Origin of the sequence: Undibacterium sp. GrIS 1.8 (assembly GCF_040544445.1) — a bacterium.
Classification (GTDB): Bacteria; Pseudomonadota; Gammaproteobacteria; order Burkholderiales; family Burkholderiaceae_D; genus Undibacterium.
In genome coordinates, this window is record NZ_JBEONQ010000011.1 from 1 (window position 1) to 26,358 (window position 26,358).

Annotated in this window: 22 protein-coding genes; 13 read left to right on the plus strand and 9 right to left on the minus strand. The window is 45.8% G+C overall.

What is annotated here, in order from left to right; all coding sequences use genetic code 11:
- Window positions 1–135: 135 nt before the first annotated feature.
- Window positions 136–600: a CYTH domain-containing protein gene (locus AAKU64_RS06950; protein WP_354361911.1), complete on the plus strand. Its 465-nt coding sequence runs from the start codon at window positions 136–138 to the stop codon at window positions 598–600.
- A gap of 258 nt (window positions 601–858) precedes the next feature.
- Here AAKU64_RS06950 and AAKU64_RS06955 read toward each other — a convergent pair whose 3' ends face one another.
- The 6 genes from AAKU64_RS06955 to AAKU64_RS06980 all read right to left on the minus strand — a co-directional run bounded on the left by AAKU64_RS06955 (window position 859) and on the right by AAKU64_RS06980 (window position 6,568).
- The gene (locus tag AAKU64_RS06955) at window positions 859–1,311 is read right to left on the minus strand and encodes a MaoC family dehydratase (protein WP_354330848.1); all 453 of its coding nucleotides are present in this window, start codon (window positions 1,309–1,311) and stop codon (window positions 859–861) included.
- 82 nt (window positions 1,312–1,393) lie between these two features.
- Entirely contained in the window at window positions 1,394–1,861 is a 468-nt protein-coding gene (locus AAKU64_RS06960) for a MaoC family dehydratase (protein WP_354330846.1), read from the minus strand.
- A gap of 137 nt (window positions 1,862–1,998) precedes the next feature.
- Entirely contained in the window at window positions 1,999–3,138 is a 1,140-nt protein-coding gene (locus AAKU64_RS06965) for an acyl-CoA dehydrogenase family protein (RefSeq protein ID WP_354361912.1), read from the minus strand.
- A 10-nt stretch (window positions 3,139–3,148) separates the two neighbouring features.
- Window positions 3,149–4,339 (minus strand): acyl-CoA dehydrogenase family protein, encoded by a 1,191-nt coding sequence (locus tag AAKU64_RS06970; protein WP_354361913.1) that lies wholly within the window; start codon window positions 4,337–4,339, stop codon window positions 3,149–3,151.
- 302 nt (window positions 4,340–4,641) lie between these two features.
- Window positions 4,642–5,865 carry a DUF2863 family protein gene (locus AAKU64_RS06975; protein ID WP_354330840.1) on the minus strand — a complete coding sequence of 408 codons (1,224 nt, stop codon included), beginning with the start codon at window positions 5,863–5,865 and terminating at the stop codon, window positions 4,642–4,644.
- Between the two features lie 7 nt (window positions 5,866–5,872).
- Window positions 5,873–6,568, minus strand: coding sequence for a glutathione binding-like protein (locus tag AAKU64_RS06980; RefSeq protein WP_354330838.1), 696 nt, complete (start codon window positions 6,566–6,568; stop codon window positions 5,873–5,875).
- Window positions 6,569–6,872: 304 nt separating this feature from the next.
- Between AAKU64_RS06980 and AAKU64_RS06985 the strand changes: the two genes are divergently transcribed.
- From AAKU64_RS06985 to AAKU64_RS06995, 3 genes are all read left to right on the plus strand, one after another.
- Window positions 6,873–7,283 (plus strand): BlaI/MecI/CopY family transcriptional regulator, encoded by a 411-nt coding sequence (locus AAKU64_RS06985; protein WP_354330836.1) that lies wholly within the window; start codon window positions 6,873–6,875, stop codon window positions 7,281–7,283.
- Window positions 7,280–8,716 (plus strand): TonB family protein, encoded by a 1,437-nt coding sequence (locus AAKU64_RS06990; protein ID WP_354330834.1) that lies wholly within the window; start codon window positions 7,280–7,282, stop codon window positions 8,714–8,716. Before AAKU64_RS06985 ends, AAKU64_RS06990 begins: the two co-directional genes overlap by 4 nt.
- 174 nt (window positions 8,717–8,890) lie before the next feature.
- Window positions 8,891–9,625 carry an SIMPL domain-containing protein gene (locus AAKU64_RS06995; protein WP_354330832.1) on the plus strand — a complete coding sequence of 245 codons (735 nt, stop codon included), beginning with the start codon at window positions 8,891–8,893 and terminating at the stop codon, window positions 9,623–9,625.
- A 217-nt stretch (window positions 9,626–9,842) separates the two neighbouring features.
- Here the strand turns inward: AAKU64_RS06995 and icmH are convergent, their stop codons facing one another.
- From icmH to tssJ, 3 genes are read right to left on the minus strand one after another with little or no spacing between them, the layout of a single operon-like run.
- Window positions 9,843–10,625, minus strand: coding sequence for a type IVB secretion system protein IcmH/DotU (icmH, locus tag AAKU64_RS07000; protein WP_354330972.1), 783 nt, complete (start codon window positions 10,623–10,625; stop codon window positions 9,843–9,845).
- A complete protein-coding gene (gene tssK / locus AAKU64_RS07005; protein WP_354330830.1) occupies window positions 10,625–11,971 on the minus strand; it encodes a type VI secretion system baseplate subunit TssK in 1,347 nt (448 codons plus the stop codon). The genes icmH and tssK overlap by 1 nt, the downstream gene beginning before the upstream one ends.
- Before the next feature lie 42 nt (window positions 11,972–12,013).
- Window positions 12,014–12,616 (minus strand): type VI secretion system lipoprotein TssJ, encoded by a 603-nt coding sequence (gene tssJ / locus AAKU64_RS07010; protein ID WP_354330828.1) that lies wholly within the window; start codon window positions 12,614–12,616, stop codon window positions 12,014–12,016.
- A 426-nt stretch (window positions 12,617–13,042) separates the two neighbouring features.
- Here tssJ and AAKU64_RS07015 point away from each other — a divergent pair, with 426 nt between their 5' ends.
- The 9 genes from AAKU64_RS07015 to AAKU64_RS07055 all read left to right on the plus strand — a co-directional run bounded on the left by AAKU64_RS07015 (window position 13,043) and on the right by AAKU64_RS07055 (window position 26,324).
- A complete protein-coding gene (locus tag AAKU64_RS07015) occupies window positions 13,043–13,657 on the plus strand; it encodes a tetratricopeptide repeat protein (protein ID WP_354330827.1) in 615 nt (204 codons plus the stop codon).
- 72 nt (window positions 13,658–13,729) lie between these two features.
- Window positions 13,730–14,239, plus strand: coding sequence for a type VI secretion system contractile sheath small subunit (gene tssB / locus AAKU64_RS07020; RefSeq protein WP_354330825.1), 510 nt, complete (start codon window positions 13,730–13,732; stop codon window positions 14,237–14,239).
- A gap of 1 nt (window position 14,240) precedes the next feature.
- Window positions 14,241–15,725 (plus strand): type VI secretion system contractile sheath large subunit, encoded by a 1,485-nt coding sequence (tssC, locus tag AAKU64_RS07025; protein WP_354330823.1) that lies wholly within the window; start codon window positions 14,241–14,243, stop codon window positions 15,723–15,725.
- A 36-nt stretch (window positions 15,726–15,761) separates the two neighbouring features.
- Entirely contained in the window at window positions 15,762–16,253 is a 492-nt protein-coding gene (locus AAKU64_RS07030) for an Hcp family type VI secretion system effector (RefSeq protein WP_354330821.1), read from the plus strand.
- Between the two features lie 59 nt (window positions 16,254–16,312).
- On the plus strand, window positions 16,313–16,801 hold the full coding sequence (tssE, locus tag AAKU64_RS07035; protein ID WP_354330819.1) for a type VI secretion system baseplate subunit TssE: 489 nt from the start codon (window positions 16,313–16,315) through the stop codon (window positions 16,799–16,801).
- Window positions 16,801–18,645 (plus strand): type VI secretion system baseplate subunit TssF, encoded by a 1,845-nt coding sequence (gene tssF, locus AAKU64_RS07040; RefSeq protein ID WP_354330817.1) that lies wholly within the window; start codon window positions 16,801–16,803, stop codon window positions 18,643–18,645. The genes tssE and tssF overlap by 1 nt, the downstream gene beginning before the upstream one ends.
- A complete protein-coding gene (tssG, locus tag AAKU64_RS07045) occupies window positions 18,609–19,691 on the plus strand; it encodes a type VI secretion system baseplate subunit TssG (protein ID WP_354361914.1) in 1,083 nt (360 codons plus the stop codon). The genes tssF and tssG overlap by 37 nt, the downstream gene beginning before the upstream one ends.
- Window positions 19,692–19,927: 236 nt before the next feature.
- Window positions 19,928–22,708, plus strand: coding sequence for a type VI secretion system ATPase TssH (gene tssH / locus AAKU64_RS07050; RefSeq protein ID WP_354330813.1), 2,781 nt, complete (start codon window positions 19,928–19,930; stop codon window positions 22,706–22,708).
- A 412-nt stretch (window positions 22,709–23,120) separates the two neighbouring features.
- Window positions 23,121–26,324: a type VI secretion system Vgr family protein gene (locus tag AAKU64_RS07055; RefSeq protein ID WP_354361915.1), complete on the plus strand. Its 3,204-nt coding sequence runs from the start codon at window positions 23,121–23,123 to the stop codon at window positions 26,322–26,324.
- The last annotated feature ends 34 nt before the right edge of the window (window positions 26,325–26,358 follow it).

Below are 26,358 nucleotides of genomic sequence, written 5' to 3' on the forward strand. Positions count from 1 at the left end.
CATGTCACATGTGCCGCTTCAAACAAGAAAACCAATCGCAACAGTGGCCACACCCATGCTCGACTTTACTGGTTTGGGTATTTTGCAAGAAGCTCTAAGTTTAAAACTAAACGAAACAATCAAGGTCTGAATAGTATGGGCATAGAAATTGAACGTAAGTTTCTGGTAACGAATACTGACTGGAAGCAGCAAGGGCAGGGCGTTCATCTATGCCAGGGGTATATCTGTTCAGACTCTGGTCGTATCGTGCGGGTCAGGGTAAAGGGTGAGCAGGCAATGCTCACTATTAAGGGAAAGACTGAGGGGATTTCTCGCGGTGAGTGGGAATACCCGATCCCTGTTCAAGAGGCGAGAGAGTTACTATCGGGCTTGTGCGCACAGCCTTTAATTGAAAAATACCGTTACCGGATTTTGTACCAAGGTTTGACGTGGGAAGTCGATGAATTTTTGGGCGACAACGCTGGGCTGATTGTGGCAGAAGTTGAGTTGGAATCTGAGTCGCAAGCGTTTTCTCGTCCAGCTTGGTTAGGTGAGGAAGTCAGCCACGATCATCGTTATGCCAACGCGAATTTGCTGAAACATCCATTCTGTCAGTGGTAACAATGGCGCCCTGGCGTGCCTGCTCCTATGTTTGAGCGAGTGACCGGCCAAAAGTCCGACAAGCTGCTCGCAGATCAATTTTTATGGCGTTTGAATTCTAAAAAATGCCACAAATTAATATACTCCCCTTAAAAATTGGTAAAATTCATCTGCAAGCCAGATTTTATCTAGACAACTAGAATATACCTAGTGGAAGTATATTTATTGGGAATATTCTTTAATCACGTTATTTATTACGCGAATGCACAATAATCTGCATTAATAACGGCGAGAAATTGACTCTGCAACGCAGGCAGGCCGGTCGCTGCCTTCACGTTCTATGGTGACTTCCCAAGTCATTTGCGCCCCATCTTTGATGTCTTCTACGCTGAGCAAACGCATTTTTGCGCGGACTTTGCTACCGGCTGGCACAGGCGAAACGAAGCGTACTTTGTTTAGCCCGTAATTGACTCCCATTTTGACGTCGGTCATGGTGATCGCATTTTGCATCAGCATCGGCAGCAACGATAAAGTCAAAAAGCCATGCGCGATCGGGCCACCAAATGGCGATTCACGCTTGCTGCGTTCGACGTCGATATGTATCCATTGCAGATCACCAGTCGCTTCGGCAAAGGTATTGATTCTTTGCTGAGTGACTTCAACCCAGTCTGATGTAGCGACTTCTTGTCCTACCAGTGATTTCAGTTCAGCTAAATTGTGGATTTCGCGCATGTTGTCTCCTGTCGGTTTTTTCAGTTTTATTGTTTTAGCTAATTCAATTGTGTGGATATGGTTTCTCGGAAGCGCTACTGAACTATTGCGCTACCGGACGCCGTCCAAACATTCCCATGCCTTTGACTGTGCAGACTAGTTGACCATGCTGATTCGTTGCGCGCCACATGGTGACGACCACGCCGCGATCTAGCTTGGAGGTTGATGGACGACTTTCTAAAGTCTCGGCAGTTACTGTCAATGTGTCGCCTGGTCTTACCGGCAATATCCAACGTATTTCATCCAGACCGGGGGAGCCCATGCTGGTGGAATCGTTTAAAAATCCATCGACCACCAAGCGCATGATGATGCCGCAAGTGTGCCATCCACTCGCAATCACACCGCCAAAAATGGAGTCGCCAGCGGCGTCTTTATCGACATGAAAAGGTTGAGGATCAAACTGTTGCGCGAAGTGAATAATCTCTTCTTCAGTCAAGGTGCGTTGACCTAATTGGATTACGTTACCGGGGATGAAATCTTCGAAGTACCATTTATAGGTTTTTGCGGCCATGTGCGTCTCCACTCAAGGTGATCAGGGTGATACTGCAAATCATGCTGCCAATCGATAAAGAACAGACAGATTGACGATCTTACCCAAAGTCTTGTTCTGAGCAAAATCGTCAATAATGTTAACGCCAAGCAGAGTTATTACGCCGCTTGTTTAAAACCAGGTTGTGCCACAAAGCGCGCCATATGGTGATCTGTATCGCCTAATGACAGCTCTATCATGGTTAAGCGCTTAAACATATGCGCTGCTGGCAATTCGTTGGTCACGCCCATGCCACCGTGTAATTGCACCGCGCTTTGACCCACGAATCGCGCAGCCTGACCGACGCGTGCTTTGGCGGCAGACACCGTGCGACGGCGCTCTTCTACATCGCTGGATGATACTTTGACCGCGGCCAAGGTCGCCATTGACCGTGCCTGTTCCATTTCCATAAACATCTCTGCCATGCGATGTTGCAGCACTTGGAATTTACCGATAGGCACACCAAACTGCTGGCGTGTTTTTAAGTATTCCAAAGTGGCATTGGTGATTGCCTCAATCACGCCAACCGCTTCTGCGCAAAGTAACGTGACGCCGTAATCAGATGCTGCATCTAATAATTCCCAGCCTGCTGCTTCTGCACCTAACAGAGCACTGGCGGGCACCTGGACTTGGTCAAAATGGATATCAGCCGCGCGATACCCATCGATGGTGCGGTAATCTCGACGGCTAACGCCTGTCGCTTTGGCATCAACGATAAACATACTGATGCCCGTTGTGTCGCGTTGATTACCGCTACTGCGGGCAGAGACAATCAGGTGATCGGCTTGCGCTCCATGCAAGACGATCGTTTTTACGCCATTTAAGACAAAGCCATCTGCATTTTTGGTGGCAGTGGTAACAATATCGAACAGATCATGGCGTGATTGCTTCTCTGCCAGAGCTGCAGCTAGTTTGACTTCGCCACCAGCAACTTGCTCCAGAATTTCTGCATGTGAGCCAGCTTGTTTTAAAAATTCTGCGCCTAATACGGTCGCAAAATACGGCTCAATCACGATGCCACGACCAAGCTCTTGCATCACGATCAGCATATCAATCGCGCTACCGTCAAAGCCGCCTTGTGCTTCTGGAACAGGCAATGCCATTGCGCCCAATTCTGCCAATGCGGCCCAAGCAGTATCTGATACACCAGCCTCGGATTGGATGATGTGTTTGCGTTGTTCAAAGTTGTAATCTTTGGCGACCCAGCGTTTGATGGCGTCGGCAAACTGTTGCTGTTCTTGCGTTAAGCTGAAATCCATAGTGTTCTCCTCACAGACCCAAGATCATTTGGGTGATGATATTTTTTTGTATCTCGTTAGAGCCGCCGTAGATCGATGTCTTACGGAAGTTGAAGTAATACGAGGCGAGCGGGGCAGCATCGTCGTCACCCATGATGCTGTTTTCTGTCTCACCATGCATAAACGCAGGGTCAAACGGCAAGCTGTAAGGACCGACTGCTTCGATCATCAATTCAGTCAGACGTTGCTGGATTTCTGTACCTTTGATTTTGAGCAATGAGGCTTCTGGTCCCGGACGGCCACTGTCTTGAGAGATCACACGTAGAACGGTGATTTCTAAGGCCATCAATTCGATTTCTAAACTAGCGACTTTGCTTGCGTACACAGGATCGTCAATTAACGGCTTACCATTTTTTTGATGTTCGGCAGCTACGCGCTTGAGGAACTCTAATTCACGTTTCGCACGTCCTACCGCCGCGATATTGGTGCGTTCGTGGCCGAGTAAATATTTGGCGTAAGTCCAGCCTTTATTTTCTTCACCGATCAGATTTTGCACTGGCACTTTTACGTTATCGAAGAAGACTTCATTCACTTCATGATCTTCATCCAGCATGATGATAGGGCGCACGGTAATGCCTGGTGTTTTCATGTCGATCAGCAGGAAAGAAATACCTTCTTGCTTGCGACCACCGGAGTCAGTACGCACCAGACAAAAAATCATATCGGCATGTTGCGCCAAGGTAGTCCAGGTTTTTTGGCCGTTGACGATGTAGAAATCACCGTCACGCTCGGCACGAGTTTTGAGTGAGGCTAAATCGGAGCCTGATCCTGGCTCGGAGTAACCCTGACACCACCAGTCATCACAATTCAAAATACGCGGCAGGTAATAGTCTTTTTGTGCCTGATTACCAAAGGCCATAATCACCGGAGCGACCATATTGACGCCGAATGGCAAGATCGCTGGTGTGCCAGCGCGGGCGCATTCTTCTTCAAAAATATGACGTTGTGTTGCAGTCCAGCCTGTGCCGCCAAATTCTTTTGGCCAACCAGTACCAACCCAACCCTGCTTGGCAAGGATTTTGTGCCAACGCACAAAGTCTTCACGTGACATACGCTTGTGGTTGAGCACTTTTTGTTTTAGATCAGCAGGCAGATTTGCCTCTAAATAGGTTCTTACTTCGTCACGGAAAGACAGGTCTTCCGCCGTGTAATTCAAATCCATGTTGTCTCCTCTTGTTATCGTAATCTGGTGCAATTTGGTACAGTTAGATTGGCGTGCCCGGTCAATGGCATGCAGAAAAACAGAAAAAAGCACGACCGTTCAAAACTAATTGTACAACGGAATCAAAATAAGGTGGAAAGCAAATAATCGGTTTTTTTCGGGTCACATTATTCTTCAAATTAGCTTCAAATTAGCTTGAAATTATGTTGATATGGTAATGAAAACGGTAATAAAAAAGCGAAACACCTGTTTCGCTTTTTTAACTACTTTCACCAACTATTCTTAACTAACAATTTAGATTCTCAATGAAAATGCTCAGACCCTTGCGGTGGAGCATCGTCCGGCATCTCTGCATGCACCAGTTCTGCTTCGGCATCTGCAAACAGAGGTGCGTGACAATCGTCGCAAAATTCCATCGCAAAAATATCCTCGATTTTATGGATATCGGTAATCCCACATTCAATCAAAATCTCTGGGATTTCGCCTATGCATAATTCGCCTGTTGGATTATCGATTGCATTGACCTGATCATCCGGTTGATACATCGGCCAGACAGCACCATAGACAACCTCGGGTTCTTTTTTGAGGATAAAGCTGATGCGATATTCGTCTACTTGCGCCGGGCTATCTTCTTCACTAAAACCCGCCACAACCACTTTTAGTTCGCTGGCCTCTATCTCTAAAGTTTGCGTTAAATAGAATACGGCAGAGCGTATCAGCGCAGGACGGATTTTGATATCAGCCTCACGGCAAGCGGTATAAAACGCCTCTGGCATCAGCAAATCAATATTACAACCCGGTAGCAGGCGCGTCATGATTGGTGATACCTGCTGTTGCCATTGGTCCAGCGCGGTCGCTTTGGCTTGCACGCAATCAAACGGTGATTCTATCGCTTGCCATTGGAATAAAGGCTGTCCTTGCGGCACAATCACGGCGGCCAACAAGAATCGTATATCGGCTAAAAACGGGATAACCGAGAGCAAATCTGTCGGGTGTTGCGGTGGCAAACCCTTTAATTGTGCCATCACCAAACGCTCTAGCAAATCGGATGTTTCGCTATGATTACGTGGTAACTGATCTAGTGAGTACAAAGTCGGTACCAGATGCAGTTGTGCTTGATCAGTCAATAAATGGGTCTGCAAATTTTTTGCTAACAACGCAGCCTGCTCTGAAGGGACTGCACCGTGTGCCATTTCAAAACGCGTCCATGCCAACACCGGTGCTGTGATCAGCAAGGCTTCGTACATTTTGCCTTCATACTCAAACGGATGCGAAGTACTCAGTGCTTCTAAAGTTTCGATAAAGACTTCGTAGGCTTCTGGATGATGCTGGAATAAATTTTCAGCCGCCGCATCGAGTATCGGATGATGGTTCTTGAGATTTTTTGTGACCAGATCATCCAGCTGAGCTTGCCAGGTATAGTCTTCAATACGGCTGGCAGACTGAGCGACAGCCAAGGCCAGATTAATCAGGCGTTGGCTTTCTACAGATAATTTACTACGTTTTTTTTGTGGTGGTCGGCGCATCAGGTTTTTAAATTTTCTTGTTATATTGTGTTTTACCAAATAAGGCTTCTTTGGCTTTATCGTCCAAAAGTGGTTTGCGTAAATCGGCTAATACTTTTACGCCACGTTGCACCGCAGGGCGGGCATCGATTGCATCAAACCAGCGTTTTGTGTTGGGAAAATCAGCCCAGTCTATCCCTTGGTTCGCTGCAGAACGTGCCCATGGGTAAGTCGCAATGTCAGCAATAGTATATTCATCACCAGCAAGATAAGCCGTTTGGCTCAATTGTTTTTCCAGTACACCATATAAACGTTTAGCTTCGTTAGTATAACGATCCACCGCGTACGCAATCTTGGTCGGTGCATAAATACGGAAATGATGCGCCTGTCCTAGCATAGGGCCAAATCCACCCATCTGAAACATCAGCCATTGCAAGGTCTGGTATTTTTCGCGGTCAGTTTTACCAAGTAATTTACCGGTTTTTCCAGCCAGATATAACAAAATTGCACCCGATTCAAATAGAGAAATCGGCTGTCCGTCAGGTCCATCCGCATCCACAATCGCGGGAATTTTGTTATTCGGAGAAATCGCCAAAAATTCAGGCTTAAATTGGTCTCCGGCACCAATATCAACAGGAATTGCCCGGTATGCCAAACCACATTCTTCCAACATGATATGAATTTTGTGACCGTTAGGGGTAGGCCAAGAGTAGACATCTATCATCAGTGTGCTCCATCAGAAAGGTTAGCAAGCTAAAAAACTTTGACCCTATTATGCAGAGGTTTGTGATTTTACGCACCGATTTGAATGAGCAATCTTTTTTGGGTATAAATTGAAGCTTGGTTGGGGTCTAAACTTGAGGCTGTAACTGAGGGGGTGGAATTAAAACTAAAATCGATACTGGAGCAAGATTCATAAATCAAAATAAGTACAAAATTAAAAAAGACAAATGTAGAAAAATAGTTCTAGACAAGTCGTTCTAGAAAATATATTCTACTTCCATCGATAAAAAATCAATGGAAATTTCATGTCTATCATTACCGGTAAATCAAGCAAGAAAAAATCGGCAAGCGTTCCTAGGCCAACCACGGCCGAACTGGATTTGCTGCGGTTGATCTGGCAGCTAGGTCCAGCCACGGCAAAGCAGGTACATCAGATCGCCGTACAAGACCGGCCAGACATGGCGTATGCGACCGTTTTGCGTCTCATGCAGATCATGCATACCAAAGGTTTGCTCAACCGCGATGAGAGCCAACGCTCCCACGTCTACGCCGCTGCCCAGGCACAAGATTCTCTGCAAACCAATTTATTGAAAGAGTTAATCCATAAAGCGTTTTCAGGTTCTGCAAAAGATTTAGTAATGGCGGCTTTGCGTGGTCATGTCAGCAAAGAGGAGAGGGAAGAGATACAAAAGTTTTTGCATGGAGATGAGAAATGATGGATTTCATCAAATCGCTACTGTATCCGGCATTGTATTTTTCTGATTCGGAGTTTGGTACCAATGTTAGCTCTGGTTTTGCCACCATCCACACTTGTGTTAGCGCCATTGGCTGTGCGCTGATTCACTTCGTCTGGCAAGGGGGCATCATTGCTTCTACTACTGCTTTTTTATTGATGATTTTTAGAAATGCCAGACCACAAATCAGATACTCCATCAGCTGTTTTGCTTTGATCTTATGCGTCATTTTGCCAACGGCTATGGTGATTGATCGGCTTCATTCCTCTGGAGCGGCAGTTCAAAATGTCAGTCTGAGCAATGCCTATCTCGATCTCATGCCAGATACTTTGTCTACCCAGAGATTTGCCAGCTATTTGCAATCTAATTTACTTTGGATCGTTCTGTGCTGGCTAGTCAGTGTGATTATTTTAAGCTTTCGCATGGGTATGGGTTTATTTTGGATCAGCAGATATACGGATACAAAACGCAACTTGCTATGCAATCAGGCAAATGCACATTGGCAAACTAGACTTACTACATTGGCAAACCAGTTTGGCGTGCGTCGTGATATTGGTTTGCGCGTGGTGGATGATTTAAAAAGTCCGATCACAGTTGGCTGTTGGCGACCATTGATTCTTGTGCCAGCCTCGCTAATGACAGGTATGCCAGCACCGTTGCTAGAAGCTTTGTTAGCGCACGAGCTTGCACACATCAGCCGCTTTGATTATGCCGTCAATCTGATTCAAAGTTTGATTGAAATGCTGTTGTTCTACCACCCGGCCGTGTGGTGGATATCAAAACAAATCCGTATAGAACGTGAACAAATTGCGGATGATCTAGCCGCAAGAATACTAGCCGAACCGCGGCGTCTGGCTCTTGCACTTCAAGAATTGGATCTCTTCCAATTCTCAACCCCTCAACTGGCCCAAGCGGCTCATGGAGGACATCTTATGTCTCGTATCAAACGATTATTGCGCCCGGAAGTACAGCCGATTAACTGGAAAGCAGCAATGTCAGTAGTTACTTTATCTGCAGTTTGTTTAAGTGTGTATGCACATTCAGCTTCGCACGCTAATCCGCAAGCTGATCCAAATACTAGTGGTGTTGTTAAATCAAATGCCGGAAAACAAGCTAGCAGCGCGTCAACACACAAAATAACTGATCCAATCATTGACTTTAACAAGTGTCATCCAGAATATCCAAGTGACTCCCTGGCAAAGGGTGAGGAAGGTAGCGTATATATGTCCGTATTGATTGATCGTGATGGCACCATCAAACAAACAAACCTAGATAAATCAAGTGGTTTTCCTGCTTTGGATGAGGCGGTATCAAAAAAATTATTAGCCTGCACCATGAAAGCAACTCCGGGGAAAGTTGATGGCAAGTCACGATTAGCATGGGTCAAGGTTCAGTATGTTTGGAGACTCGATTAAATTCGATGTGCTAATTAATTAGCTAGAGAAGTTCATCGGCGTAGTGCTTGCTTTAAAAAGTAGGGCATAGATTGGCATTATGTACGATGAGCTTTTCGTTAAATGGTTACAACTTTGCTACTTGGTTGTTGCTGACGTAATACTTGGTATTCAATACTTGATATCGGACTTAAAGTGCTCAAACTCATATTGTCTTTTTTTATTATTTTAGCTTGCACTAACAATAGCGATGCTTCGCAGTTGCCAGAGTATCCGTTCATCCACACAAGCGGTTTTGCTTATGCCAAAGTGCAGCCAGACTTTGGCGAAATCTTGTTTGAGATTAACGTTATTGATACTGATCCAGATGTGGCTTTTAATAATGCTGCAGCCCGCATAACAGATATAAAAACCCTGTTGGCACAACAAAATATTGCAGAGAACGATATCGTCATCCGTGATTTAAAAAGAAGTGTTAGCAAGACTGACGGTAGCCAAAGCCCATCTACTTCGCTGGTCGAATTGAGCAGTAATATATATATCAAAGTACGCGACCTGAGTCATTGGCAAGCCATCATGTTGCCGATATTAAAGTTAAAAAATCTGGATAAGTTTGGTACGGCGTTTGACATTAGCGAACGTGGAAAAATTGAACTGGATTTAGCCGGTGAGGCGATCAAAGATGCTCAACGCAAGGCTAGTAGTTTGGTGAATATTGCAGGTAAACGCCTAGGTGCGGTCATGGCGATTTCGGAAAGCCGCATCAAAAATTTAGGCTCATCTTTTGGCGTCGTCAGCGAGAACGCTTACTCACAAGACAGCGATACGCGTCTGCAAACCGCAGGGGAAGATTTACTGACTATACCACCACTCAAATTACAGGCAACGATTGATGTGATATTTGAGATGAAGCCTAAGTCGGCTAAATAAATAATGGAGCTTAGCTACGAAGAAATAGTGGACGCATCATTTAGTGAAAGTTCTCCTCTCAACAAAAAAAACTCCTAGCAATGCAGGAGTATTTTTAAGAGAATTACATTGATAATCAAAAAAGCTATATGAAAAATAAGGTTATTTTTCGGTTTAAAATTATATCCATAACCTAAATTCGTGCAGAGCTATTTGTTATTTTATTGGGTTTATTAAGTTAAGGCAGAGTGATCGTGATATTGGCAGCCTTCGGTGCAAGCTTCACTACATCGTTATAAGCGTTGATGCTGTTTTCCGTTGATTTGTGTAGCATCCAGTTGAGTCCGGTATAACCAGAGATTGCTATCAGCGCAAATACTGAACAGATAATCCATAACGGAACTTCATTACGAAGCTTGTTGATAATTTGATCGGGGCGCGCCCAATGCGGTGCAAACCCGGCACTTTTCCCTTTCATCAGAGCGATTTCATCTCCTAGGCGAGCAGTCAGGTAGTTGAGTTTTTCTGATCCCTCAATAATATATTTGCCCTCAAATCCCAGCAGCAGACACATGTGAAAAACTTCTAGTGCCTGGATATGGGCAGATCCACGTGTTCGCAGTTCCTCTAAGCGATTAAAGAAGTTTTCACCGGCAAGTTGATCGCCGAAAATCGCTAGTTGAAGAGGGCGACGTTCCCATGCATCCCGGATACCAAATTGTGATCGCAAAATAATCTCATCTACCGCTGCACAAAATGCATATTTGGCGGCATGGATGTCATCGGCGGAGGTATTCATCTTCTTTGCTTTGCGATCAAAGTCATCAAGAAACCGACTGACGTTATCCGAGAATTTGGCTTCGTCTTGAGGTGCGCAGCGATTTTTTAACATGAACAAGGCATAAAAGCCGTCATACATTAAATCGAGTAAAGAATGTGGTGTGAACGAGTTATCAGTCGTAGTAAATTGTGCCTGATTATTTCCTAATAAAGAGGGCGCTGAGGAAGATGTTGAATTCATCATGATGTTACTGCCAAAAGTTCAAGTTTAAGATCACGTATGCCTGATGGCACATAAATAGAAATAGATTGTGCTTGCAACATACGTTCGTACAAAGGGCCTTTATTTTCTATCAAAAAGTAAAACGTGTCGGGTCGCACGGGAACTGCAGACGGTACTTGCGGAGAGTGAACAAGTTTGACACCCGGCATTGCTGACAAGACAAATTTTTCTACATCGTCAGGTGCGCCGATTTTAAATCGTAACGGGACGATATCGACTAGCTCTATTGCTGCCAAATCAGCGGAAACTGCGACATACAGACTGGTTTCATTCGTAATTTTCCCAGAATCAAGCGCGCCGTGGTGATACGAGGGCTTAATCTCAGTGAGATTAATAGAAAAATATTTAGATGAAATGACCGTATCCAACAACTCTTTTATGATTGAGTGCAATTTGGCAAAACATGGTCCAGGATCTTGATGTACGTAAGGAGGTAAATCCGTTAATGAGCTGCTTTTTGAGTAAGTGAGCAAAGATCCAGCCAACCCTAATAATTGCTCATACAAACGTTCTGGATGCAGGCTAGGGTGATGCAGATAATGACTGAGTGATGCAAAAGCCGCACTCGCTGTATGCAATAACCAGAAGGAAGAAATATCCCCAGAACGGAATTCAATAACATTTTTACTCGGCTCGCGATGATGTCCGTACAAAGCGTTTACTTTCGCTTGTAATGCATCCATTAATTTACGGAGCTGAATAAATAACATAGGTGCGCTGCGAATGGACAAGCTTGGGGCTACAAAACTGGTGTCTAATTCAAACCCACCTGTCGAGGCACGGCGCAAGCGTATGACCGGGAAGTTGACATACGAATCACGTGGTTCAAGCTCAGATACTAAACGTACTGTCTTCTTAAGATAAGTTAATTCTGCATTAACCGCTTGGGTGAACAAATCTGGCGTATCAATATTCGTTTGAACATAACGAGTGGAGTTGTTAGCAGTTGCAACAGGTGCAAAATTGCCACCGAAGCTCTTCATTGCAGGCAACGCTATATAGTAAGTAATCGTTTGTTGTGACAAAGGTATGTCACTTAGATCAATAGCATCAGGGAGGTCGTCAACCGCTGGCGCTTTGACCATTTCTCCATCTTGAAAGATCAAAGATAAATCAAGTAGCCGCAAAGTATTATTTGTGAGCGCATCTTTATCACATTGGATATTGATTACACCCCACGAATACGGTTGTAGAGCTTGTGCCATCTCATGTAAACGACGCTCATGATATTGGTCTTGTTGCTGGAAATGTTGAGGGCGGAGAAAAAGACCTTCTCCCCATAAAACTTTGGAATTGATATTCACGTCGGTTTTCTCTTTTAACTGGATAACTATTTCATTGCCAATTTATTGGCAATGTACCGAGGATAGACTGGCGATGTCATCCCCAACTAATTTAATGGCTGACCCTACGCCAACAGTGAGTGCGCATGCATGCATACCGATAGTAATGCCAGTCTTCTCTACATCCGCAGCTGGAAACGTTGCTCGCCAACGCTGATTTGCCGGCGATCTGAATAATGCAACTACACCAATAAAGTAAGCCTCTTGGCTTACTTTTTCCTCAGCGTGATAGCGCTGACCTGGAACCAGAGTGATTTCTTTTACTTCCATCAAATCAGAGCCAAGTACATCTTTCTCTTTTTGTGGATTTAAAAAAGTGTCATAGCTGGTTTGTTGAAAATTTGCGCTTTGTCGAAGTTTGTATACCCGTGCAATCAGCGCAAGCGGGCGGCCATTGGCGTCGACATTTAAATTTTCTGATGCATGAAGATTAATTTGGATTGTTCTGGGTAATTTTTGCGCATCTGGAAGCTCAGGAATCTCTGGCTTTTTTACGCCGACAACTTCTAGGGCGCTGTTTGTAGCAGTGCTAACTGCAGCGCAGCCAGAAATGGCCAACATGATTGCCAACCCAATTATTCGATAGGCATAAAAAATTTTAATCATTGATTTTCGTTTTGTGCAATTAATAATATTTGGCAAGTGAGTATGTATTGCTTTACAAATTAAATCCCATCACAGATGAGTAATTTGATTGCTGTATTTGCATTATAAAATAAGCAATGCTATGCCGCCATCTTTTTTTGATAACTAAATTATTAAAAAATATTTATATATTTGCATTTAAGATATTGTGTATATGTAATTCCATATTATTAATAATTAAGCTTATAGGAATATATAGAAATTTAGTTCCGATAGTATTCCGTAAACGGTGAAAGATTGCGTAAAGAATAATTAATTATTTAAAACTATTTTCAAATTGCTATTGCTAAAAAAATAAAGAAGCTATAAAATTCTATCAATACTTAATTAATTTACATCATTTTAATTGGGTTTAAGGTTTAATTGATTCGTCTAAGAGAGTGAAATATGTTGGTTCAGAAATTAAAAATTTTATCCTGTATCTCTTTGCTGTCGCTTCTAGCAGCTTGCGCAGAAGCTCCAAAAAAAGTTGTTGAAGTAGCGCCGCCTAGTCTTGAAACTATGATGACTCAGGCATCCGCAGCATCAGATGCTGGTCAGCCCGAAAAAGCCGTTGGCTTATTAAAAACTGCTGCTGGTACTTATCCCGCCGACAAGGCACCTTGGTTGCAAATGGCGCAAATGAACTTTGATCGCGCAAATTATGGCAATGCTATTACTAATGCTTTGGAAGTATTGCAACGTGATGCTAACGACAATGTCGCAAATAGCATCATCGCAGTAAGCGGACTCCGTCTATCAACAAAAGCATTGGCTGATCTAAGCCAACGTAGCAATTTGACTGGCTCAGTTCGCACGGAAGCTCAAGATCTTGCCAAGCTATTGAGAGAGAGTTTGGGCGAAACAGTATTGGTGCCTGCCAGAGCGAAGCCAGTTGTTAGTTCGACCAGTAAGCCAGCTACTGCAACATCAAGTCCAAGTGCTGCAAAGGGTGCTGCAAGTAAGCCAGCTACTGTCGAGGCTCAAAAATCAGACAGTAATCCTTTCGGTTCCTTGAAATAAAAGAGTCGTAAGAAAATTCGAAATCAGTCCGAAATTTTTCGGGTCATTTTTTAGTCTCATAGGGGAACTGTAATGGCAAAGCAAGAAAGTGTACAAAAACGGTTGCAAAAAGTGCGTCCACCGCGCGTGCAAATGACTTATGACGTCGAAATTGGTGACGCTATTGAGCAAAAAGAGTTGCCGTTTGTGATGGGTGTTGCTGGTGACTTCGGTGGCAAATCAGAGTTGCCACAGCAGCGATTAAAAGATAGAAAGTTTGTCGCGATTGACCGCGATAATTTTGATGAGGTAATGAAAGGTTTGCAGCCAAGAGCTGTTTATCGTGTCGCGAACGAGTTGACTGAAGATGGTGGTGAATTTGCTGTTGATCTTAAGTTTCAGTCGATGGAGGATTTTCGTCCTGAATCAATCGTGCAGCAAGTAGAGCCTTTGAAGAAATTGTTAGAAGCTCGTACAAAGTTGGCTGACCTTCGTAATAAATTAGCGGGAAATGAAAAGCTGGAAGATATCTTGAATGACGTGCTTAGCAGTACAGAAAAACTCGCCGCTTTAAGTCAGCAGTCCACTAAGCAAGGATCTTGATATGTCAGCACAACAATTATCACCTACAGCCTCTGCAGGTACAACTGAACTTGGTTTGTTGGATGAAATCGTCGAACAGAGTAAAGTTGCAAAATCATTAGTGGAACATGCTCGTGCAAAAGATATTATTTCTGAATTGGTTAGTCAGGTTTTGCAAGGCACGGTCGTCGTTTCTGAGAATCTTGCGGCAACAATTGACGCACGCGTTGCAGAACTAGATCAACTGATTTCCAAGCAGTTAAGTGCAGTGATGCACGCGCCAGAATTTCAAAAGCTGGAAGGTAGCTGGACCGGATTAAATTATTTGGTAAAGAACACGTCTACTAGCCAAAATCTGAAAATTAAGATGATGAACGTGACTAAGAAAGAATTAGTCAAAGATTTTCAGAGCGCCTTAGAGTTTGATCAAAGTGCAATGTTCAAAAAAGTGTACGAAGAGGAATTCGGTACTTTTGGTGGCGCCCCGTTTGGTGCTTTGATTGGCGATTTTGAAGTCACTCGTCAGCCAGAGGACATGTACCTGATTGAGCAAATGTCTCATGTCGCTGCTGCTGCCCACGCACCTTTCATTTCTGCAGCTTCTCCAGAATTATTTGGATTAGAAACCTACAGCGACCTCGGAAAGCCACGTGATTTATCCAAGGTATTTGATACCGTTGAATACGCCAAATGGAAATCTTTCCGTGAGTCTGAAGATTCCCGTTATGTTGGTTTGACTTTGCCACGTTTCCTCGGGCGTTTGCCATTTAATCCAAGAGATGGCGCAACCGTTGAAGGCTTCAATTATGTGGAAGACGTTGATGGTACCGATCATGCCAAATATCTATGGTGCAACGCTGCCTACGCATTCGGCACCAAGTTGACTAAAGCATTTGACGATTTTGGCTGGTGTGCAGCCATTCGTGGTGTTGAAGGTGGTGGCTTAGTTGAAGATTTGCCTACTCATACTTTCAAAACGGATGAAGGTGAAGTCGCACTGAAATGTCCGGCTGAGATTGCCATCACAGATCGTCGTGAAAAAGAATTAAGTGATCTTGGTTTTATCTCCTTGGTGCATTGCAAAGATACAGACTACGCGGCATTTTTTGGTGCGCAGTCGACTCAAAAAGCCAAGAAGTACAACACAGATTCTGCTAATGCGAACGCTGTTTTGTCCGCACAACTTCAATACATTTTTGCCGTATCACGTATCGCACATTACATGAAAGCGATGATGCGCGACAAGATCGGCAGTTTTGCTGCCGCATCCAATGTAGAGGATTTCCTGAATCGCTGGCTTACACAATATGTATTGTTGGATGACAACGCCAGTCAGGAGCAGAAAGCCCAGTTCCCTTTACGGGAAGCATCAGTCCAAGTGTCGGAAGTGCCGGGCCGTCCGGGTGTTTACCGAGCGGTAAGTTTTTTACGTCCGCATTTCCAATTGGATGAATTATCTGTATCGCTCCGTTTGGTCGCGGAGTTGCCTCAATCGACCAAGTCGTAATTTTTTTTAATTTTTACTTAATTAGGATGACAAATAATGGCTATCGACGTCTATTTGCAAATTGATGGTATCAAAGGTGAATCCACTGATACTGACCACAAAGACTGGATTGAATGCACAGGCGTTCAATGGGAAGTTCTCCAGCCAAAAACTGCTACTTCTTCAACAGGTGGCGGCCACACAGCTGAGCGTTGCGAGCATAAAGACATCGTAATTTCTAAACTTGCGGATCTTTCTACTCCATTGCTGCTTCAAAATAGCTCTTCTGGAAAAACAATTCCAAAGGCAAAATTTGAATTCATGCGCGCAGATGCACAAGGTCAGCGTATCAAATATTTCGAAATCGAATTGGAAAATGTATTGATCGGTGGCGTATCTCCTGAGATCGCTCCTGGCGCAATTTTGAGCGAAGAAGTTCGTTTCAAATATTCCAAAGTGAAATGGAAATACACGCAACAAAAAGTCAACGGTGGTTCAGGCGGTAATACTTCCGGTGGTTGGGATTTGTCTGCTAACAAGACAATCTAAGTTTTTTGAGTAAAATCCGCGGCTGAGGTTGGCCGCGGTATTTTTTTGGATACATATTGATGCATGGTTTTGCCCCAGGTTTGTTGGATAAATTAATACCAGATAGCAGACATACTTCGTCTGGTGATACGGTGGCACGGCTTTCAATGGAAGACCTGAAAGATACAGTTGCGCGTGATTTGGAAGCGCTGCTCAACACCAGAAAAGTGATTTCTGAAGAGTTGTTAATGTCCTATCCAGAATGTACTAAATCGATAGTGACATACGGATTAAATGATTTTGCTGGTTTAAGTTTAGCCAGCACAGACGATAGAGCTTATATCTGCCGTGCTTTAGAACAAACGATTGCCAGGCATGAACCTCGGCTGCGCAACGTAAAAGCCTCATTAGAGGTGCAGCAGGGTTCGATCAATCGATTAAATTTTGCTATTTCTGCGCTCTTAGTCGTGCATCCTGCGCAAGAGCCTGTCAGTTTTGATGCTGTACTGCAGCCATCGAGCTTGCATTATTCCATCAGTAAAACACGTCGGACAACGCGGAGTATTTAATGGATGATTTACTCCCGTATTACGAGCGTGAATTAGGATTCTTGAGGCGCTATTCCCGAGAATTTTCTGAGCGTTATCCGAAAATTGCCGGACGTTTGCTGATGGTAGGTGAGGTCTGTGAAGATCCCCACATCGAGCGGATGATACAGTCATTTGCATTATTGAATTCGCGTATATCAAAACGTCTTGATGATGATTATCCTGAGTTTACGGAAGCGTTATTCGACGTTTTATATCCTCATTACTTACGTCCTTTTCCATCTTGCTCTATTGCCCGCCTGGATTACAGCGCTGCGGCCGCGCAGCTGACGACAGCGACACAGATTCCCAGATCGACTGAGCTGACGACTCGTCCAGTGAAGGGAGTCGCCTGTAAATTTAAGACGGTCTATGACGTTACTGTCGCGCCAATTCGCTTGTCCCAAGTGAAATTTAACGCGATTGCATCTCCACCGGAAGCCGTTATGTTGCCGCCGAAAGCGACATCGACCATCAGCATTACGATTGATGCGACTTCCATGCAAGCAGGGATTGCCCAACTGAACATTCAGTCTCTGCGGGCATTTATCGATGGAGAATCCTCATTTTGCGCTGGCTTGAGAGACAGTCTGTTCATGCGCACTCTATGCGCTTATGTTGAAGTAGATCAGAGCGGCCGTTGGCTTGCGCTGAATAAAACACCAGTTAAAGGCGTCGGCTTTGACGAAGAGGAAGCATTGATTCCATTTGCTTCTAGATCGCATCCCGCATATCGATTATTGACCGAATATTTTACCTTCCCAGAAAAATTCAATTTTTTTGATATCGATATGGAGGCAATCAACAAGCTCTTACCGACATCGGCACGCTCGTTCACTCTACATCTAGCGTTAAGTGGTTTACGTGCAGATTCTAATATGGCGCGTATGTTGGGGAGTTTGTCTTCAAACAATATCCTGCTCGGATGTACTCCGGTGGTTAATTTGTTTAAACAGCGCGGTGATCCGATCCGCTTGACTCATGCCGCAGCCCATTATCCTGTTGTTGCTGACTCGCGCCGCGCATTTGCGTATGAAGTACACAGTATTGATTCTGTGAAGTTGGTACGGCAGACGCCTCAGGGTGAATCTATTACTGAATTCCGTCCCTTTTATTCTTTACGACATGGCGAGACTTCAGAAAAATCCGGGCATTTTTGGGTTGCACATCGCGATGAGATGGTGGCGTTAAAAAGTCCAGGATACGAGACTGAAATTTCTATCGTTGACATCGACTTTGATCCGGCAGTGGTTGAAACTCAAACGCTTAGCCTAGATCTGACTTGCTGCAATCGCGATTTGCCAGCATCGCTTTCGTACGGGTTGCCAGGTGGTGATCTATTTTTGGAGGGCGGCTCTATGGTGCGCTCCATTAGTTTTCTGCGTAAACCGACAGAATCTTATCGCTTTGAAAGAGGGCGGGGCGCGCATTGGCGACTAATCTCTCATTTATCACTGAATCATTTATCTTTATCCAAAGGTGGTTTAGAGGCGTTTCAGGAAATGCTCAATCTCTATGATCTGCCCAGATCAGCGACATCGCAACGTCAGATTGGCGGCGTGATTGCAATTGAACATAAAGCAGCAAAAGCCTGGTTGCCTGGCAATCCATTTGCGTGTTTGGTTCGCGGTATTGAAGTGCGTTTGACGATTGATGAAGAAAGTTTTGTCGGTAGCGGTATTCATGTATTTGCGCATATCGTTGATCGTTTTTTAGGACTGTATGTCACCGCCAATAGTTTTACCCAATTGGTTATTGTGTCAAATAAAACTGGGGAGGAACTGCTGCGATGCTTGCCACGAAGCGGAGATTTGAGCCTAGTGTAATCCAGCAATTATTGGATGAGCCCTATCGGTTTCAGTTTTTTCAAGCTGTCAGAGTCTTTGAACTTTGGCTCAAGCAAAATGGCGTGTCGCATGACAATGCCGTGGCAGAGTATGTGCGCTTTAAGAATAGAGTGTCACTGAGCTTTCCGGCGAGCGAGATAGATACGCTAACGCTTTATCCTACAAGCATACAAAAAACGGATGACGAACTACTTTTTGCATTACGTAGTGGTGAGCTTGGGCATATAGGATTGACGCCGTCGTTTATGGGTTTTTTGGGTGGGAATGGAACGTTACCGGCGCATTATACCGAGCGCATTTCTGAACAATTGATATTTGAAAAAGACGAAGGACCAAAGGCCTTCCTGGATACTTTTTCTAATCGAGCAGTTGCTCTGTTCTATCAGGCATGGCGTAAATACCGTTTAGAGCTGAAGTATGAATTAGGTGGGCAGGATAAATTTCTACCTTTGCTGTTGTCGCTAGCTGGTTTGAATCATCCTAGTTTACACGACCGGAATCATGACGAGGATGAAGGTGTTCTCGATCAAACCATGGGGCATTACGCAGCGGCGTTGATGCAGCGCCCAATCTCTGCAGCCTATATGCAGCAGGTGCTTAGTGAATATTTTGCCGTCCGGGTGGCGATCGAACAATTTATCGGTTTTTGGTATGAGGTACCCCAACATCAACAAACGATGTTGGGTGCGACAAATGCCACGCTGGGGTCCGAGGCCATGGTTGGTGCCAGAGTCTGGCAACGTGATTTACGTATGCGAATAGTAATAGGGCCGCTCGCAAAGAAAGAGTTTGAAAATTTCTTACCTGGTGCTCGTGCTGCGAGATCTCTGGAGAAAGTGTTGACGATGTTTAGCAACCTTTGCCTTGAATACGAAGTGCAATTGATCTTGCGTAAAGAGGATGTAGAGGGAACGAGTTTAGCCGCAGAGCGATCCAGTGGTCGTTTAGGTTGGGATAGTTTTCTGACTACTGGCGAGGTTGCCGAAGATAGACAAGATGTGCAGTACGCAATTCATGCCTTATAGCTTAGGCACTAACTAAATGAGATATCTACATAAACCTGAGTAAGTACAAAATTCTGTACTGAGGTAACTGCCAAGATAAGTACCAACGTATAAAAGATTCGCTTGATAGATTAGCTTGATAAATCAGATCAAATCTGAGATCAAAGCTGCCATAAAAAGACATGCAGCAGCTCGAAAGATATGCGCAACAGCCAACAAATTGTAGATGTAAATAAATTAAACAAGGAAATGCAGTGATGAGTATCAATCTCAAGACATTGATTAGCAAACTGAACGAAACTTCTCGTACTGCCGCAACCCGTGCAGCAACTATTTGCGTTGGCCTAGGCCAATATGAGGTTGATATTGAACACTTGTTTTTAGCGTTGCTAGAGCAAGCGCAAAGCGATTTTGTCGTGATTGCCCGCCGTTGCGGTATCAGTGTCACTAGCCTTGAAGCTGACTTGCGTAATGAGATTAATCGTTTCAAAACGGGTAATTCCCGCACACCTGTGTTTTCACCGCATTTGCCAAAATTATTTGAACATGCCTGGCTGATTGCTTCTTTGGACAATCAGACAGGTAAAGAGCATCAGATTCGTAGCAGTCATTTATTGTTAGCGTTGCTGACCGAGCCTGATCTGGCGCAATTGGCGTATCGCGGTTCTAAATTATTCGTCAAATTTAAATTAGACGATTTGAAACATGATTTGGATAAATTGACTGCCGGCTCACAAGAGAGCAACGTTGTGTCCTCCGCTACGGCTGATCCTGCTAATGACGAGGGTGGCGATCCAGCTGGCGATATGATCAACAAACCGGCGGCGACCAAGATACCGGCCTTAGATCAATTTACGACTAATCTCACGCAACGCGCGCGCGACGGTAAAGTTGATCCTGTCATCGGTCGTGATATGGAGATTCGTCAGGCGATTGATATTTTGATGCGTCGTCGCCAGAACAATCCTATTTTGACGGGTGAAGCGGGTGTAGGTAAAACCGCCGTAGTCGAGGGCTTGGCATTACGAATCGCACAGAAAGACGTGCCAGAAATTTTGCATGGTGTTGAAATTCATACGCTGGACATGGGCTTGTTACAGGCCGGTGCCAGTGTCAAAGGTGAGTTCGAAAACCGTCTCAAAAACGTCATTGATGAAGTTAAAAAAAGTCCTCACGCCATCATCCTGTTTATTGATGAAGCGCACACCATGATCGGTGCCGGCGGACAGGCCGGCCAAAATGATGCGGCTAATCTGTTAAAGCCGGCTCTGGCACGTGGTGAGTTACGTACTATCGCAGCGACGACCTGGAGCGAATATAAAAAGTATTTTGAAAAAGACGCCGCTTTAGCAAGACGTTTCCAGGTCATCAAAGTAGAAGAGCCATCCGAAGAATTGGCTTGTGCGATGCTGCGCGGTATGGCACCTTTGATGGAAAAACATTTTAACGTGCGTGTCTACGATGAGGCGATTACCGAGGCTGTTCGGCTATCGCATCGCTATATCAGCGGCCGACAATTGCCGGATAAGGCGATCAGTATTTTGGATACCGCCTGCGCCAAAGTCGCACTCGGTCAAAATGCGACTCCAGTGTTACTGGAGAATATTCATAAGCAATTAGACAGAATCAATGCTGAAATCGCCTCACTAGACAGAGAGCAAAATACCGGCAGCAAACATACTGTACGCCTGCAAGAATTGCGTGATTTATCAGCATCACTCAACGCGGAGCAACAGATATTGAGTGCCCGTTGGGAGCAAGAAAAAGTTTTAACTGAAAAAATCAAAGCACTACGTTCCAAACTTGAAGATGCCGGCAAACCAGATGAGAGTTCTGCTTCAATAAACGATGCAGACAAAGCGCTAGATAAAACATCCAATAACGAATTGGATAAAACCACTGCGGCAAAATCTGCAAAAAAAGTAAAAAACACTAAGCAAAATGATACGCAAAATGACGAGCTGCAAGCGTTGTTAGATCAGTTAAAACAGTTGCAGGGCGAGACACCGATGGTGCCAGTGCAGGTGGATGGTCATATCGTCGCAGAGATCGTCGCTGCATGGACCGGTATTCCGCTCGGCAAAATGGTGAAAGACGAGATCAAAACGGTGTTGAATTTAAAGGCCTTATTGCAAGAGCGTGTCTTGGGACAAACGCATGCTATCGAGGCCGTCGCGCAAAGAGTGCGTACCTCCCGCGCCAATTTGGATGATCCGAATAAACCAAAAGGCGTGTTTCTGTTTGTTGGCCCATCTGGTATCGGTAAGACCGAAACTGCGCTGGCCTTAGCCGATACATTGTACGGCGGCGAGCGCAAACTGGTTACGATCAACATGAGTGAATATCAGGAGGCGCATAGCGTTTCTGGTCTCAAAGGTTCGCCGCCGGGCTATGTCGGTTATGGCGAGGGCGGTGTCTTGACCGAGGCTGTACGACGCAATCCTTATAGCGTTGTGTTGCTGGATGAGGTAGAAAAAGCCCATCCAGACGTGTTGGAATTATTCTTCCAGGTATTTGATAAAGGTGTGATGGACGATGCGGAAGGTCGTGAGATCGACTTCAAAAATACCATCATTATTCTGACGTCTAATGTGGCATCCAGTCTAATGATGCAAGCCTGCCTCAACAAACAAGGCGATGATCTGCCAACACCGCTCATGCTAGAAGAACAGATTCGTCCGCAGTTGATGAAGGCATTCAAACCTGCATTCCTGGGTCGGTTAAAAGTGATTCCGTTTTACCCAATTGCAGACGATATTTTGGTACAAATTATCGAGCTAAAACTCAAGCATATTCAAAAACGAATCAGCGTTAATCACAAGGCTGAATTTACCCATGACGATGCTTTGGTCGATGCCGTATTGGCACGTTGCACGGAAGTTGATTCCGGTGCGCGTAATGTAGACAATATCCTGAACGGCACGCTGCTACCAGAAATCGCAGAAAGTGTGCTTGCAAAAATGGCCGAGGGAGCGAGCATCGCTAAGATTAAAGTCACCGCCAACAAGCAAGGGCAGTTTAAGTACGTGATCAAATAAGGACACTGAAATAGCCGTTAAAATCTTTACCAAGACAGCAAGCTATTTACCAGTAACGATATAAATACTGGTGGTATGTATATTTTAGTTGTCCATAGGTTCCTTGGTCAATAAGACATATTTGGTGAAAATAATGGGGAGTATATTCAAATCAGTTAATTTATATGTATCTGCGACAAAAAAATCTGACGTTGATGATGTGTATTTATTGATCGATTTAAACTAGTCCCCAGCTTGAGTTTAGTTTGAGTTCGGCATGGTTAAGGCTATGACTAAGACTGAGCAAACGCATTTTTTAAACAATGATCTTTGCCGTAAGGTGAAGCTAGTGTGGTGCTGAAGATGGTATTCAATCTCGTGTCTAATTTGTATTGCCAGGTGCAATACTCAAGATGACATTGACCGTCTCGCCATGTGCTTGCAAGAGAGTATCCGGCAAGCTTATGGTGCACCGCACGTATTACTCTTGAAGTTGATTCAGATCATGAAACCTGCCGACATGTTAGACACGCTGATCGCCCATCTGCAGAATGGTTGGGGCCAAGAGGATCGGCTGCTGCGCTTAACGACGACCAGCAACGGTACCAGCAACACCAACGCCCAACTATTAGCAGAATCCTTCAAAGGGGTAGAAAGCCTCAATGATGGATTCCGCTTCGAGATCACTGCACTTTCCACCGATGCGCATATCGAATTAAAAAGCCTGTTAGGCCAACCCGTCCTGCTAGAGTTATTAACGGCCAACAGTCGCACTGAGTTGCGTCCCTTTCACGGACATATCACTAGCTTAGAAACGGTAGGCAGCAACGGCGGACTCGCTCGTTATCGCCTCATCGTAGAACCGTGGACCGCCATGCTGGCAATGGGACGTGACAGCACCACCTATCAAGACATGACGGTGTTCCAGATACTCGACGCCATCTTTCAAGACTACCAAGGCCAAGGCACACTCAGTCCGCAATGGCGGCTAGAGATTGCCGACACCACGATCTACCCCAAACGCTCACTCACCACCCAATATCAGGAAAGTGATCTCGCTTTTATCCAGCGCCTGCTGCATGAAGAAGGTCTCTTCACCTGGATAGAGCATCAAGGTGACGCCACCAGTCCCACCTTAGGCAGCCACACGTTAGTGATTGCCGATCACAACGGCGCATTCCAGCCCAACGTTCAAGCGCAGATCGACTACACCCAACCCGGCGCGATGATGCGTCGTGACAGCATCGACCGCTGGCGCAGCCAACGCCGCTGGCAGACCAACGGCATCGAACTCCAAAGCTGGGACTACCGGCAAATCAACACCCGTCCTCTGCAATCGCACAGCGCCAATGGTAATAACGACGGCAGCGATGGCAACATGCCACTGGTATCCCAAGACACCCCTGGTAGTTACAGCTACGAAAGCAGAGACCAAGGACAACGTATCGCCAATAACCAGCTACAAGCCCTAGAAGCCCACAACAAATTATTTATCGGCGCCGGCACCGTGCGCACCTTATCGCCAGGAACCCGCTTCACCCTCAATGGACAAAGCGCCGCTGAATGGGACCAAAGCGACGATGACCGCAACTTCGTCATCCTCAGAGTCGTCCACCAAGCCCACAACAACCTCAGCGCCGACCTGCAAGCCCATGTCGCCCAAAGTCTCGGCTTGCCACACCAGGATATTGATATCGACACCGATGTAGATGCTGATACTGACACCCATATCCATACCCTAAGTCTCTTCCATAATCTCACCAACGCAGATCAGCAAAAAGGCGAGCGTGCTCTCTACCGCAACCGGTTTGACGCCATCCGCAGCAAAATACCGTACCGCCCGCTAGGCACCGACGCCCATGGCAAACGCCTGCACCCCAAGCCCACCGTACAAGGCCAGCAAACCGCCATTGTCGTAGGCCCCCAAGGCGAGGTTATCCATACCGACCGTGACCATCGCATCAAAGTCCAGTTTCACTGGATGCGTGGCGGTAGTAATGGAAGCAACAGTCACAGCCGACTCCAGCACCCCAATCCCGACGGACACACCGGCGCCCCCGCCAATGACCACTCAGGTACCTGGGTCAGAGTCGCCGCCACGCTCGCCCCCGTCGCTGGCGCCAACTGGGGCAGTCACACCATCCCCCGGATTGGACAAGAAGTCCTGATTGATTTTATTGAAGGCGATATTGACCGCCCACTAGTGATCGGCACGCTTTATAACGGCCAAGGCCAGGCCGACGCCCAATACAACCAACAAGCCCAAGGCACAGGCAGCGCCACCGGCAACGCCCCCGCCTGGTTCCCTGGACAAACTGACGACGGTAGTAATGGTCACGCCCACCCGGCAGCACTCTCCGGCATTAAAACCCAAGCCATGAGCGCCAGCCAACAAGGCACAGGCAGCTATAACCAGCTCGTCTTCGACGACAGCCCCAATGAGAGCAGAACCAGCCTGCAAAGTCACGCCAATCCTCATGAAGGCAGCAGCGAACTCAACCTCGGACATCTGCGTCACCAGACCGACAACCAACGGCTAGGCAAAGTCGGCTTCGGAGCAGAGCTCAAGACCCAGCACAGCGTAGCCGTCAGAGCAGGGCAAGGTCTGCTGATCAGCGCCGACGCCAGAACCAACGCCAGCGGCAGCCAGCTCGACTGCAAAGAAGCCCAAGCTCAGCTAGATAGCAGCCACACCCTGCAACAAAGCCTCGCCCAGACCGCGCAGCAGCACAACGCCAAGCTCAAGGATGACAAACAACAAGACGAACCCGCACCGGAAAAACTCCCCGCCATCCAACAACAAGCCAACACCCTCAAAGTTCTTCAAGCGACGGAGGGCAGTAGCGATAGTAACGCAAACAACGGCGGCCAAGGCAAAGTCACCGCCTACAGCGAACCCCACCTGCAACTCAGCAGCCCCGCTGGTATCGCCGCAGTCACGCCCGCCAACGTTATTTTAAGCAGCGGCAACACCAGCAGCATCACCGCCAGCCAAGACATCAACTTCGCCGTCCAGGGTCAGCACATTCACGCCGTCAAAGCCGGCATCAGCCTCTTCACCTACGGCAAGATCAGCAAAACCAACACCGACAAACCGAATCAAGAAACGGGCATCCGTCTCCACGCCGCCAGCGGCAAAGTCAGCAGCCAAAGTCAAAGCGCAGAGACCAAGCTCACCGCCGACAAAGCGATACAAGTCAACAGCATCACCAACAGCATCACCATTGCCGCCCCCGAGCATGTACTCCTCACAGCGCAAGGTGCGTACATCAAACTAGAAGGTGGCAACATCATGGTGCACGGGCCGGGGACGATGGCATTTAGGGCTAGTGCTAAGGAATTGGCTGGGCCGGGTAGTAGCAGTCCTAAGTTCCCTGACTTGCCAGGATCAAAACTTTACTCGGGTGTTTTTGAAATTGTAGATAAAGATAAAAAAGAGCCTGTAGCTCAGCGGTTATATCGTAAGCAAAGAGCTGACGGTACAGTGTTGTTTGGGCGCACAGGTAGCGAAGGTAAAACAAGAGCAGTTCTTACTTCGGAGCCTGAACCGCTCAAGATCGTTTTAGATCGACACGAAAAATTTCATCGGGAAAAAGTTGATGAAGATGATATTGATGATTGGTTTAATGAGGTTTGAAGATGACAATACTAAAATTTTTAAGAAGCAGATT

What these genes read in the sequence shown, in the direction of transcription:
- AAKU64_RS06950 (WP_354361911.1), top strand. Translation starts at nt 136, where the DNA reads ATGGGCATAGAAATTGAACGTAAGTTTCTGGTAACGAATACTGACTGG.
- AAKU64_RS06955 (WP_354330848.1), bottom strand. Translation starts at nt 1,311, where the DNA reads ATGCGCGAAATCCACAATTTAGCTGAACTGAAATCACTGGTAGGACAA.
- AAKU64_RS06960 (WP_354330846.1), bottom strand. Translation starts at nt 1,861, where the DNA reads ATGGCCGCAAAAACCTATAAATGGTACTTCGAAGATTTCATCCCCGGT.
- AAKU64_RS06965 (WP_354361912.1), bottom strand. Translation starts at nt 3,138, where the DNA reads ATGGATTTCAGCTTAACGCAAGAACAGCAACAGTTTGCCGACGCCATC.
- AAKU64_RS06970 (WP_354361913.1), bottom strand. Translation starts at nt 4,339, where the DNA reads ATGGATTTGAATTACACGGCGGAAGACCTGTCTTTCCGTGACGAAGTA.
- AAKU64_RS06975 (WP_354330840.1), bottom strand. Translation starts at nt 5,865, where the DNA reads ATGCGCCGACCACCACAAAAAAAACGTAGTAAATTATCTGTAGAAAGC.
- AAKU64_RS06980 (WP_354330838.1), bottom strand. Translation starts at nt 6,568, where the DNA reads ATGATAGATGTCTACTCTTGGCCTACCCCTAACGGTCACAAAATTCAT.
- AAKU64_RS06985 (WP_354330836.1), top strand. Translation starts at nt 6,873, where the DNA reads ATGTCTATCATTACCGGTAAATCAAGCAAGAAAAAATCGGCAAGCGTT.
- AAKU64_RS06990 (WP_354330834.1), top strand. Translation starts at nt 7,280, where the DNA reads ATGATGGATTTCATCAAATCGCTACTGTATCCGGCATTGTATTTTTCT.
- icmH (WP_354330972.1), bottom strand. Translation starts at nt 10,625, where the DNA reads ATGAATTCAACATCTTCCTCAGCGCCCTCTTTATTAGGAAATAATCAG.
- tssJ (WP_354330828.1), bottom strand. Translation starts at nt 12,616, where the DNA reads ATGATTAAAATTTTTTATGCCTATCGAATAATTGGGTTGGCAATCATG.
- AAKU64_RS07015 (WP_354330827.1), top strand. Translation starts at nt 13,043, where the DNA reads ATGTTGGTTCAGAAATTAAAAATTTTATCCTGTATCTCTTTGCTGTCG.
- tssB (WP_354330825.1), top strand. Translation starts at nt 13,730, where the DNA reads ATGGCAAAGCAAGAAAGTGTACAAAAACGGTTGCAAAAAGTGCGTCCA.
- tssC (WP_354330823.1), top strand. Translation starts at nt 14,241, where the DNA reads ATGTCAGCACAACAATTATCACCTACAGCCTCTGCAGGTACAACTGAA.
- AAKU64_RS07030 (WP_354330821.1), top strand. Translation starts at nt 15,762, where the DNA reads ATGGCTATCGACGTCTATTTGCAAATTGATGGTATCAAAGGTGAATCC.
- tssE (WP_354330819.1), top strand. Translation starts at nt 16,313, where the DNA reads ATGCATGGTTTTGCCCCAGGTTTGTTGGATAAATTAATACCAGATAGC.
- tssF (WP_354330817.1), top strand. Translation starts at nt 16,801, where the DNA reads ATGGATGATTTACTCCCGTATTACGAGCGTGAATTAGGATTCTTGAGG.
- tssG (WP_354361914.1), top strand. Translation starts at nt 18,609, where the DNA reads ATGCTTGCCACGAAGCGGAGATTTGAGCCTAGTGTAATCCAGCAATTA.
- tssH (WP_354330813.1), top strand. Translation starts at nt 19,928, where the DNA reads ATGAGTATCAATCTCAAGACATTGATTAGCAAACTGAACGAAACTTCT.
- AAKU64_RS07055 (WP_354361915.1), top strand. Translation starts at nt 23,121, where the DNA reads ATGTGCTTGCAAGAGAGTATCCGGCAAGCTTATGGTGCACCGCACGTA.